The sequence below is a fragment of the Pseudomonas extremorientalis genome (assembly GCF_024584605.1).
Taxonomy (GTDB): Bacteria; Pseudomonadota; Gammaproteobacteria; order Pseudomonadales; family Pseudomonadaceae; genus Aquipseudomonas; species Aquipseudomonas extremorientalis.
Genome location: NZ_CP089519.1, coordinates 1,506,266 through 1,517,648 on the forward strand (window position 1 = coordinate 1,506,266; position 11,383 = coordinate 1,517,648).

An 11,383-nucleotide genomic window follows, 5' to 3' on the forward strand; every position below is an offset into this window, starting at 1 on the left:
CATGGAAAAGACCAAGCAGACTGTACCCTCCGTGGTGCCGCGCCATGTCGCGATCATCATGGATGGGAATAATCGCTGGGCGAAGAAGCGCTTTATGCCGGGTGTCGCCGGGCATAAAGCCGGTGTCGATGCGGTAAGGGCTGTGATCGAGGTGTGTGCCGAGGCCAAGGTCGAAGTGTTGACCCTGTTTGCGTTCTCCAGTGAGAACTGGCAGCGGCCCGCCGAAGAAGTCAGTGCCTTGATGGATCTGTTCTTCAAGGCCTTGCGTCGTGAGGCCAAGCGCCTTAACGACAACAACATCAGCCTGCGCATCATTGGCGACCGCTCGCGCTTCCACCCGGAACTTCAGGCTGCCATGCGCGAGGCTGAGGCAATCACCGCTGGTGCCAACCGTTTTGTGCTACAGATTGCAGCCAACTACGGCGGCCAGTGGGATATCGCCCAGGCAGCGCAGCGGCTGGCTCGCGAAGTGCAGGCCGGGCACCTGCGGCCCGACGACATCACGCCCGAACTGTTGCAAACCTGCCTGGTGACCGGTGATCTGCCGTTGCCGGACCTGTGCATCCGGACCGGTGGTGAGCACCGCATCAGTAATTTCCTGCTGTGGCAGCTGGCCTATACCGAGCTGTACTTCTCCGACCTGTTCTGGCCGGACTTCAAACACGATGCCATGCGTAATGCACTGGCCGATTTCGCTTCCCGTCAGCGTCGCTTCGGTAAAACGAGCGAGCAGATCGAAGCTGGAGCCCGGGTTTAAATGCTTAAACAACGAATCATCACTGCACTGATCCTGTTGCCGATCGCCTTGTGCGGGTTTTTCCTGCTCGAGGGTTCCGGCTTTGCGCTGTTCATTGGCCTGGTCGTCACCCTGGGCGCCTGGGAATGGGCGCGCCTGGCCGGGTTCAGCGCGCAGTTGCCGCGCGTGGTGTATGCCGCCGTCGTGGCCGCGTTGGCGTTCCTCTTGTACATCCTGCCGGATCTCGCGCCCTGGGTGTTGGGGGCGGCGGTGCTGTGGTGGGCGCTGGCGACGTTCCTGGTGCTGACCTATCCGCGCACCAGCGGCCAATGGTCCAGTGTTGCCTGCAAGCTGGTGATTGGTTTGCTGATCCTCTTGCCGGCTTGGCAAGGGCTGGTGGAGATCAAGCGTTATCCAATGGGTAACTGGTTGATCCTGGCAGTCATGGTGCTGGTATGGGGGGCTGATATCGGTGCCTACTTCTCCGGTCGGGCCTTCGGCAAGCGCAAGTTGGCGCCGGCGGTCAGCCCGGGCAAGAGCTGGGAGGGCGTCTATGGTGGTTTGGCGTTGACACTGGTGATTGCGCTGGTGGTCGGTGTCGTGCGTGGCTGGACGGTGAAGGAAATCTTCCTGGCGCTGCTGGCCACAGCCATTGTCGTGTTTGTTTCTGTGGTGGGTGACCTCACCGAAAGCATGTTCAAGCGTCAGGCTGGCATCAAGGACAGCAGTAACCTGCTGCCCGGGCACGGTGGTGTATTGGACCGTATCGACAGCCTGACGGCGGCTATTCCGATCTTCGCTGTGCTGCTATGGATGACTGCTTCGTGAGCCGCCTTCAACAAGTGACCGTGCTGGGTGCAACCGGCTCGGTGGGGCTGAGCACCCTGGATGTGATTGCGCGTCATCCTGATCGCTATCAGGTCTTTGCCCTGACTGGGTTCAGTCGTCTGAGCGAGCTGTTGGCTTTGTGTGTGCGCCACGCACCGCGCTTCGTGGTAGTCCCTGAGGCAGGAGCGGCGCGTGGCTTGCAGGATGATCTGCGGGCGGCCGGGTTGGCGACTCGAGTGCTGCTGGGCGAGGAGGGGTTGTGCCAGGTCTCTGCTGACGCTGAGGTAGATACGGTAGTCGCCGCTATCGTCGGTGCCGCCGGCCTGCGTCCAACCCTCGCCGCTGTAGATGCGGGCAAGAAGATCCTGCTGGCCAACAAAGAAGCGCTGGTCATGTCTGGCGCGCTCTTCATGCAAGCAGTGCGTAAAAGCGGCGCCGTGCTGCTGCCGCTCGACAGCGAGCACAACGCGATCTTCCAATGCATGCCTGGCGACTATGCGCGTGGTTTGGGTCAGGTTGGCGTGCGTCGGATTCTGCTGACCGCCTCCGGTGGTCCGTTCCGGCAAACTCCGCTGACCGAGCTTGAGCATGTTTCGCCCGACCAGGCGTGTGCTCATCCGAACTGGTCCATGGGGCGTAAGATCTCGGTGGATTCGGCGAGCATGATGAACAAGGGGCTGGAACTGATCGAGGCGTGCTGGCTGTTCGATGCGCGGCCGGATCAGGTCGAAGTGGTGATTCATCCGCAAAGTGTTATTCATTCCCTGGTCGATTACGTCGACGGTTCGGTACTTGCGCAGTTGGGTAACCCCGATATGCGCACGCCGATTGCCAATGCCTTGGCCTGGCCGGAGCGGATTGATTCCGGTGTCGCCCCGCTGGATCTGTTTGCAGTGGCCCGCCTGGACTTTGAAGCGCCGGACGAGCAGCGCTTTCCTTGCCTGCGCCTGGCCCGGCAAGCGGCCGAGGTGGGGAACAGCGCGCCAGCAATGCTGAATGCGGCCAACGAAGTGGCTGTGGCGGCGTTTCTCGAACGGCGCATCCGCTTTCCGCAGATCGCGAGTATCATCGAGGACGTCCTGGCGCTCGAGCCTGTCGTGGCGGTGAATGACCTGGCGGCGGTATTCGAAGCCGATACCAAGGCTCGAGCCCTGGCAGGGCAATGGTTGAGCCGCAACGCGCGTTAGCCTGTGGGCGGGTTCGAGCCTTCAGGCACTGGATTGGAATGCGGAGAAATTAGATGAGTGCGCTTTACATGATTGTCGGCACCCTGGTTGCTCTGGGCGTGCTGGTCACCTTCCACGAATTCGGCCACTTCTGGGTGGCGCGTCGTTGCGGCGTCAAGGTATTGCGCTTTTCCGTCGGCTTCGGCATGCCGCTGCTGCGCTGGCATGACCGTCGTGGCACCGAGTTTGTGATTGCGGCCATCCCATTGGGTGGCTACGTCAAGATGCTCGATGAGCGCGAAGGCGAAGTGCCTGCAGATCAGTTGGATCAATCCTTCAATCGCAAGACCGTTCGTCAGCGTATCGCCATTGTTGCTGCGGGTCCGATCGCCAACTTCCTGTTGGCGATGGTGTTCTTCTGGGTGTTGGCCATGCTGGGCAGCCAACAGGTGCGTCCGGTGATCGGTGCGGTTGAATCGGACAGCATCGCCGCCAAGGCCGGGCTGGTCGCTGGGCAGGAAATTGTTTCTATTGATGGCGAACCCACCACGGGTTGGGGCGCAGTCAATTTGCAGTTGGTGCGTCGCCTGGGCGAAAGCGGGACTGTGAATGTAGTGGTGCGCGAGCAGGGCTCCACCACCGAAAGCCCGCGTGAACTGGCTCTCGACCACTGGCTCAAGGGCGCAGATGAGCCTGATCCGATCAAATCCCTGGGCATACGTCCATGGCGTCCGGCTTTGCCGCCGGTGCTTGCCGAGCTGGATCCGAAAGGTCCGGCCCAGGCTGCTGGCCTGAAAACCGGCGATCGCCTGTTGGCCCTCGATGGTCAGCCACTGGGTGACTGGCAGCAGGTGGTCGATCTGGTTCGTGTACGTCCTGATACCAAAATTGTGCTGAAAGTTGAGCGCGACGGTGCTCAAATCGACGTCCCTGTGACCTTGTCGGTTCGCGGGGAAGCCAAGGCGGCCGGGGGTTACCTGGGTGCTGGAGTCAAAGGTGTCGATTGGCCGCCATCGATGGTGCGTGAGGTGAGTTTCGGGCCGTTGGCGGCAATTGGCGAGGGTGCGAAACGTACCTGGACCATGAGTGTGCTGACCCTGGAATCCCTCAAGAAAATGTTGTTCGGCGAGCTCTCGGTAAAAAACTTGAGTGGACCGATAACCATTGCTAAAGTGGCGGGCGCTTCTGCCCAGTCGGGTGTCGCGGATTTCCTGAATTTCCTGGCTTATCTGAGTATTAGCCTGGGGGTTCTGAATTTGCTGCCCATTCCAGTATTGGATGGGGGGCATCTGTTGTTTTATCTGGTCGAGTGGGTGCGTGGTCGCCCCTTGTCGGATCGGGTGCAGGGTTGGGGGATACAGATCGGTATCAGTTTGGTGGTCGGGGTGATGTTGTTAGCCCTGGTCAACGATCTGGGTCGACTGTAACGCTTCGCTGAATTGCGAATCTGCCGCATTTTGCGGCAGTTTGTTTATTGCCAGTTGGAATAAGAAAGGACTTCATGAAACGTCTGCTGCTAACTGCGGTTCTCACCGTATTGATGATCGCCGAAGTTCACGCCGAGTCCTTCACCATCTCCGATATTCGCGTCAACGGCCTCCAGCGGGTTTCCGCGGGTAGCGTCTTTGGTGCCTTGCCGTTGAACGTTGGGGAACAGGCTGATGACCGTCGCCTGGTGGAATCCACTCGTGCGCTGTTCAAAACCGGTTTCTTTCAAGACATCCAACTGGGTCGCGAAGGCAACGTCCTGGTCATCACCGTGGTCGAGCGACCTTCCGTCGCCAGTATCGAGATCGAAGGCAACAAGGCGATCTCGACTGAAGACCTGATGAAGGGTCTGAAGCAATCCGGCCTGGCCGAAGGCGAGATCTTCCAGCGCGCCACCCTCGAAGGTGTGCGTAACGAGCTGCAACGCCAGTACGTTGCGCAGGGCCGCTACTCCGCGACCGTGGAAACGGAAGTGGTGCCGCAGCCGCGTAACCGTGTCGGCCTCAAGGTCAACATCAACGAAGGCACTGTGGCGGCGATCCAGCACATCAACGTGGTTGGCAATACCAAGTTCTCTGATGACGACCTGATCGACCTGTTCGAACTCAAGACCACCAACTGGCTGTCGTTCTTCAAGAACGATGACAAGTATGCCCGCGAAAAACTGTCTGGTGACCTGGAGCGCCTGCGCTCCTACTACCTGGACCGTGGCTACATCAATATGGACATCGCTTCGACCCAGGTGTCCATCACCCCGGACAAGAAGCACGTCTACATCACCGTCAACGTCAACGAAGGCGAGAAGTACAAGGTTCGCGACGTCAAGCTGAGCGGCGACCTGAAGGTGCCTGAAGACCAGGTCAAGGCGCTGTTGCTGGTGCAGAAAGACCAAGTGTTCTCGCGCAAGCTGATGACCACCACGTCCGAACTGATCACCCGTCGCCTGGGCAACGAAGGCTACACCTTCGCCAACGTCAACGGCGTGCCGACGCCCCATGATGATGACCACACCGTGGACATCACCTTCGTGGTCGATCCAGGCAAGCGCGCCTACGTAAACCGTATCAATTTCCGTGGCAACACCAAGTCTGCGGACGAAGTGCTGCGTCGTGAAATGCGTCAGATGGAAGGTGGCTGGGCGTCGACTTACCTGATCGACCAGTCCAAGACCCGTCTTGAGCGTCTGGGCTTCTTCAAGGAAGTCAACGTCGAAACCCCGGCCGTACCGGGTGTGGATGACCAGGTTGACGTGAACTACGCCGTAGAAGAACAGGCATCGGGCTCCATCACCGCCAGTGTTGGCTTCGCACAGAGCGCCGGCCTGATCCTCGGTGGTTCGATCACTCAGAACAACTTCCTGGGTACCGGTAACCGAGTTTCCATCGGCCTGACCCGAAGCGAATACCAGAGCCGATATAACTTCGGTTATACCGACCCCTACTGGACTGCTGACGGTGTGAGCCTGGGCTACAACGCCTTCTATCGCACCACTGACTACAAAGATCTCGACGTTGATGTAGCCAGCTATGCAATCGATAGTCTTGGTGCTGGCGTGAACGTTGGTTACCCGATCAGCGAGACCTCGCGCCTGACGTTCGGCTTGACTGCGCAGCAGGATGAAATCAAGACCGGTGTGTACACCGTGGACGAAATCTTCGACTTCACCCGTCGTGAAGGTGACAAGTTCCTGAACTTCAAGGCGTCCGCCGGCTGGTCCGAGTCGACCCTGAACAAAGGTGTACTGGCGACCCGTGGTCATTCCCAGAGCCTGACCCTGGAAACCACCACGCCGGGCAGCGACCTGTCGTTCTTCAAGCTCGACTACCGCGGCCAGCTGTTCCAGCCGTTGAGCGACAACTACACCATGCGCCTGCACACTGAGCTGGGTTATGGCGATGGTTATGGCTCCACCAATGGTCTACCGTTCTACGAGAACTACTATGCGGGTGGCTTCAACTCCGTACGTGGTTTCAAAGACAGCACCCTGGGCCCGCGTGGTACGCCGAGCCGTGGTGTTGGTGTAACCGGTAACCAAGGCACCGTAGCAGACTCCGACAACGACCCACTGCCTTTCGGTGGTAACGTCCTGATCCAGGGTGGTGCGGAAATCCTGTTCCCGCTGCCGTTCGTGAAAGATCAGCGCTCCCTGCGTACTTCGGTATTCTGGGATGTGGGTAACGTGTTCGACTCCAAGTGCGAGCAGATCCGTAACCCGAGCGGCGTGAAGTCCAACACCCAGTGTAACGACGTGAGCCTGAGTAATCTGGCAAGCTCCGTGGGCGTGGGTGTGACCTGGGTGACTGCGCTTGGCCCATTGAGCTTTGCTCTGGCCATGCCGATCAAGAAACCGGATAACGCTGAAACCCAGATTTTCCAATTCTCCCTCGGCCAGACGTTCTAAGCGTCTGACCCAAGATAACGACAACGGATTCTGTAGGAGTACATCGTGCGCAAGTTGACTCAATTGGTCCTGCTGGCAACCGTGCTGGTAACCACCCCGGCCTTCGCCGAAATGAAAATCGCCGTCCTGAACTATCAGATGGCCCTGCTGGAATCCGATGCGGCCAAGAAATACGCCGTGGATGCCGAGAAAAAATTCGGTCCGCAACTGACCAAGCTCAAGACCCTGGAAAGCAGCGCCAAGGGCATCCAGGATCGTCTGGTAGCCGGTGGTGACAAGATGCAGCAAGGCGAGCGCGAGCGTCTGGAGCTTGAATTCAAGCAAAAGGCCCGTGACTACCAGTTCCAGTCCAAGGAGCTGAACGAAGCCAAGGCTGTTGCTGACCGTGAAATGCTGAAACAGCTGAAGCCGAAACTCGACAGCGCTGTGGAAGAAGTCATCAAGAAAGGTGCCTTTGATCTGGTGTTCGAGCGTGGCGCTGTGATCGACGTCAAGCCTCAATACGACATCACCCGTCAGGTGATCGAGCGCATGAACCAGCTGAAGTAAGCCATGACCGCGACTATCAAGCTCGGCGAGTTGGCCGAGTTCCTGGGAGCCACCTTGCGTGGCTCCCCGGAGAAGGAAATCACTGGGCTAGCCACCTTGCAGGAGGCTGGCCCAGCTCAGTTGAGCTTCCTCGCAAACCCCCAATACCGTAAATACCTGGTCGACAGCCAAGCCGCAGCCGTGTTGCTGAAGGCGGCTGATGCCGAAGGGTTTGCCGGGGATGCGCTGGTGGTAGGCGACCCTTACCTGGCGTATGCGCGGGTGTCGCACCTGTTCGATCCGAAACCCAAGGCCGCCAGCGGTATTCACCCGTCTGCGGTGATCGCCGATGATGCCCAGGTTGACCCTGCTGCCAGCGTCGGTGCTTTTGCGGTGATCGAGAGCGGTGCACGCATTGCGGCGGGCGTGACCATTGGCGCCCATTGTTTTATCGGTGCGCGCTGCGAAATCGGCGCAGGCGGTTGGCTGGCACCCCGCGTAACCCTGTACCACGACGTGCGTATCGGTGAGCGTGTGGTCATCCAGTCAGGTGCCGTGATCGGTGGTGAAGGCTTTGGCTTTGCCAATTCCAAGGGCATCTGGAACAAGATTGCCCAGGTCGGCGGCGTACTGATCGGCGATGACGTGGAAATTGGCGTGAACACAGCTGTTGATCGCGGGGCCCTGGCCGATACCGTGATCGGCAACGGCGTAAAGCTCGACAACCAGATCCAGATCGCCCACAACGTGCAGATTGGCGATCACACCGCCATGGCAGCATGCGTGGGTATCTCCGGCAGCACCCGGATCGGCAAGCATTGCATGCTGGCCGGTGGCGTCGGGCTGGTGGGGCACATCGATATTTGCGACAACGTCTTCATCACCGGCATGACCATGGTCACCCACTCGATTACCGAACCGGGTGCTTATTCTTCCGGTACCGCCATGCAGCCTGCGGCTGAATGGCGCAAGAGTGCAGCACGGTTGAGGCAGCTCGACGACATGGCTCGACGTCTCAAACAGCTGGAAAAGCGTGTTGGGGACGTGACCCCTGGCGGTAATGCTTCATCAGAAGGCTGATACCATTTCCATATCAAGTGTGCACAGCCGCTAGACTGCCTCCTTGATTTGCTAGCGGGGCGTGCTTTTAGTTCGCCCGCCCCCAATCTTTATTACAGGCTTCCCCCCGAAATGATGGACATCAACGAGATTCGCGAATACCTGCCTCACCGTTACCCGTTCCTGTTGGTGGATCGCGTAGTGGACCTCAATGTCGAGGAAAAGCGCATTCGTGCCTACAAGAATGTCAGCATCAACGAACCGTTCTTCAATGGTCACTTTCCTGCGCATCCGATCATGCCGGGTGTGTTGATCATCGAGGCGATGGCCCAGGCTGCCGGTATCCTTGGTTTCAAAATGCTCGACCTCAAGCCTGCCGATGGCACGCTTTACTATTTCGTGGGCTCCGACAAGTTGCGTTTCCGCAATCCGGTTACCCCGGGTGACCAGTTGATCCTGGAAGCCAAGTTCATCAGCTGCAAGCGCCAGATCTGGAAGTTCGAATGCCAGGCCTCGGTGGATGGCAAGCCGGTGTGCTCTGCCGAGATCATCTGTGCGGAACGCAAACTATGAGTTTGATTGACCCTCGCGCAATCATCGATCCGTCGGCCGTTCTGGCCGCCGACGTTGAGGTCGGCCCCTGGTCGATCATCGGCGCAGGTGTGGAAATCGGCGAGGGGACTGTCATCGGGCCGCACGTGATCCTCAAAGGTCCGACCCGCATTGGCAAGTACAATCGCATCTACCAGTTCTCCTCGGTAGGCGAAGACACCCCGGACATGAAGTACAAGGGTGAAGAGACCCGCCTGGTAATCGGTGATCACAACATCATCCGTGAAGGCGTGACCATTCACCGTGGCACCGTGCAGGATCGGGCCGAGACCACGCTGGGTGACCACAACCTGGTCATGGCCTACGCCCATATCGGCCACGACAGCGTGATCGGCAACCATTGCATCCTGGTCAACAACACCGCGTTGGCCGGCCATGTGCATGTTGACGATTGGGCAATCCTGTCCGGTTTCACCCTGGTGCATCAGTACTGCCATATCGGTGCTCACAGCTTTTCCGGCATGGGTACCGCCATTGGCAAGGATGTTCCGGCATTCGTCACGGTATTCGGTAACCCCGCCGAAGCCCGTAGCATGAACTTCGAAGGCATGCGTCGTCGAGGTTTCAGCGAAGAAGCCATCCACGCCCTGCGCCGCGCCTACAAGGTGGTTTACCGCCAGGGGCTCACGGTGGACCAGGCGTTGACCCAACTGACCGAGCCGGCAGCGTTGTTCCCGGAAGTCGCGGTGTTCCGTGACTCGATCCAGGCGTCGACTCGCGGCATCACCCGCTGATCATGGCTAATCTGCGTATCGCGCTGGTGGCCGGGGAAGCTTCCGGCGACATTCTGGGCGCAGGTCTTATGCGGGCCCTCAAGGCCCAGCATCCAGCGGTAGAGTTCATCGGCGTCGGCGGCCCGCTGATGCAGGCTGAGGGGCTTACGTCCTACTTCCCCATGGAGCGTTTGTCTGTCATGGGGCTGGTCGAGGTGCTGGGCCGCCTGCGCGAGCTGCTGGCCCGCCGCAAGCTGCTGATCCAGACCCTGATCGAAGAAAAGCCGGACGTCTTTATCGGAATCGACGCGCCGGACTTCACCCTCAATATCGAACTCAAGTTGCGCCAGGCCGGCATCAAGACAGTGCACTATGTCAGCCCGTCCGTCTGGGCATGGCGGCAGAAGCGCGTGCTCAAGATCCGCGAAGGCTGCGACCTGATGCTGACCTTGCTGCCGTTCGAAGCGCGGTTCTATGAAGAAAAGGGCGTGCCGGTGCGGTTTGTCGGGCACACCCTGGCCGACACTATTCCCTTGCAGGCGGATCGCGCGGCCGCGCGTGCCGAGTTGGGCTTGCCCGACGGCCCATTGGTTGCGCTGATGCCGGGCAGCCGTGGCGGCGAAGTCGGCCGCCTGGCCTCGGTATTTTTCGACGCCGCAGAGCGTCTGCAGGTCTTGAAGCCGGGCGTACGTTTCGTGTTGCCCTGCGCCAGCCCGCAACGGCGTGCGCAGATCGAGACATTGCTGGAAGGGCGCAACCTGCCGTTGACCCTGCTCGATGGTCAATCGCACCTGGCCCTGGCGGCCTGCGATGCGGTGTTGATCGCTTCGGGGACGGCCACGCTGGAGGCCTTGCTGTACAAGCGTCCGATGGTCGTGGCCTACCGCCTGGCGCCGCTGACGTTCTGGATTCTCAAGCGCATGGTCAAAAGTCCTTACATCTCCCTGCCCAACCTGCTGGCCCAGCGCTTGTTGGTGCCGGAGTTGTTGCAGGACGATGCAACGCCTGAGGCGCTCGCGCAAACCTTGCTCCCCTTGATCGAGGGTGGCGAAGAACAGACCCGTGGTTTCGACGACATCCATCGCATACTGCGCCGTGACGCCTCGAACCAGGCGGCAGACGCCGTGTTGACTCTGATCGGCCAGAAGCAGGAGGCGTTATGAGTACGCAAATGGGCCTGGATTTCAGCCTGGTTGCCCAAGCCCACGAACTGGTAGCCGGTGTGGACGAGGTCGGGCGCGGACCTTTGTGCGGTGCGGTCGTCACGGCTGCGGTGATTCTTGATCCGAACCGTCCGATCCTCGGCCTCAACGACTCGAAAAAACTCACCGAAGCGCGCCGTGAAAAGCTCTACGACGAGATTTGCGAGAAAGCCCTGAGCTGGCACATCGCCCGGGCCGAAGTTGAGGAAATCGACGAACTGAACATCCTCCACGCCACCATGCTCGCCATGCAGCGTGCAGTGGAGGGCCTGCACATTACGCCCAAACTGGCGATGATCGATGGCAACCGCTGCCCCAGACTGGCCATGCCATCGGAAGCGGTGGTGAAGGGCGATAGCAAGGTGCCGGCGATCGCGGCGGCCTCCATCCTGGCAAAGGTCAGTCGTGATCGTGAAATGGCGGCTTTCGAACTGATCTATCCCGGCTATGGCATCGGCGGTCATAAAGGCTACCCGACGCCCGTTCATCTGGAAGCCCTTGCACGTCTTGGCCCGACACCGATCCATCGCCGCTCGTTCGCCCCGGTGCGCCAGGCTTGCGAGGCGCGGGAGAGTCTCAGCGAGGTGTAGTCGCGAGGCTGATGTTTTTGCCAAGGCCCGGTACAATCCGGGCCTTGTTGTTTCCACGTA

General features: G+C 59.7%; 11 protein-coding genes. All 11 read left to right on the forward strand.

All coding sequences use genetic code 11. The features are described 5' to 3' along the window. Position 1: 1 nt before the first annotated feature. The 11 genes from uppS to rnhB all read left to right on the forward strand — a co-directional run bounded on the left by uppS (position 2) and on the right by rnhB (position 11,323). The gene (gene uppS, locus LUU92_RS06600) at positions 2-757 is read left to right on the forward strand and encodes a polyprenyl diphosphate synthase (RefSeq protein WP_016974405.1); all 756 of its coding nucleotides are present in this window, start codon (positions 2-4) and stop codon (positions 755-757) included. Beyond that, positions 758-1,564 (forward strand): phosphatidate cytidylyltransferase, encoded by an 807-nt coding sequence (locus LUU92_RS06605; protein WP_222541106.1) that lies wholly within the window; start codon positions 758-760, stop codon positions 1,562-1,564. It abuts the gene before it with no gap. Continuing rightward, positions 1,561-2,751 (forward strand): 1-deoxy-D-xylulose-5-phosphate reductoisomerase, encoded by a 1,191-nt coding sequence (ispC, locus tag LUU92_RS06610; protein WP_257103327.1) that lies wholly within the window; start codon positions 1,561-1,563, stop codon positions 2,749-2,751. The genes LUU92_RS06605 and ispC overlap by 4 nt, the downstream gene beginning before the upstream one ends. 53 nt (positions 2,752-2,804) lie before the next feature. After that, positions 2,805-4,157: a sigma E protease regulator RseP gene (gene rseP / locus LUU92_RS06615; protein WP_092241168.1), complete on the forward strand. Its 1,353-nt coding sequence runs from the start codon at positions 2,805-2,807 to the stop codon at positions 4,155-4,157. A gap of 74 nt (positions 4,158-4,231) precedes the next feature. Continuing rightward, entirely contained in the window at positions 4,232-6,619 is a 2,388-nt protein-coding gene (gene bamA, locus LUU92_RS06620) for an outer membrane protein assembly factor BamA (protein ID WP_058425283.1), read from the forward strand. A gap of 45 nt (positions 6,620-6,664) precedes the next feature. Beyond that, positions 6,665-7,168: an OmpH/Skp family outer membrane protein gene (locus LUU92_RS06625; protein ID WP_003172279.1), complete on the forward strand. Its 504-nt coding sequence runs from the start codon at positions 6,665-6,667 to the stop codon at positions 7,166-7,168. Positions 7,169-7,171: 3 nt separating this feature from the next. Then, positions 7,172-8,227 (forward strand): UDP-3-O-(3-hydroxymyristoyl)glucosamine N-acyltransferase, encoded by a 1,056-nt coding sequence (lpxD, locus tag LUU92_RS06630; protein ID WP_071488801.1) that lies wholly within the window; start codon positions 7,172-7,174, stop codon positions 8,225-8,227. A gap of 111 nt (positions 8,228-8,338) precedes the next feature. Further along, positions 8,339-8,779 (forward strand): 3-hydroxyacyl-ACP dehydratase FabZ, encoded by a 441-nt coding sequence (gene fabZ, locus LUU92_RS06635; RefSeq protein ID WP_003172281.1) that lies wholly within the window; start codon positions 8,339-8,341, stop codon positions 8,777-8,779. Next, complete coding sequence (gene lpxA, locus LUU92_RS06640; protein WP_071488802.1) at positions 8,776-9,552, forward strand: acyl-ACP--UDP-N-acetylglucosamine O-acyltransferase; 777 nt, start codon at positions 8,776-8,778, stop codon at positions 9,550-9,552. Before fabZ ends, lpxA begins: the two co-directional genes overlap by 4 nt. Before the next feature lie 2 nt (positions 9,553-9,554). Further along, positions 9,555-10,694, forward strand: a complete 1,140-nt coding sequence (gene lpxB / locus LUU92_RS06645; protein WP_071488803.1) for a lipid-A-disaccharide synthase — start codon at positions 9,555-9,557, stop codon at positions 10,692-10,694. Continuing rightward, positions 10,691-11,323 carry a ribonuclease HII gene (gene rnhB / locus LUU92_RS06650; RefSeq protein ID WP_071488804.1) on the forward strand — a complete coding sequence of 211 codons (633 nt, stop codon included), beginning with the start codon at positions 10,691-10,693 and terminating at the stop codon, positions 11,321-11,323. The genes lpxB and rnhB overlap by 4 nt, the downstream gene beginning before the upstream one ends. Positions 11,324-11,383: the final 60 nt, after the last annotated feature.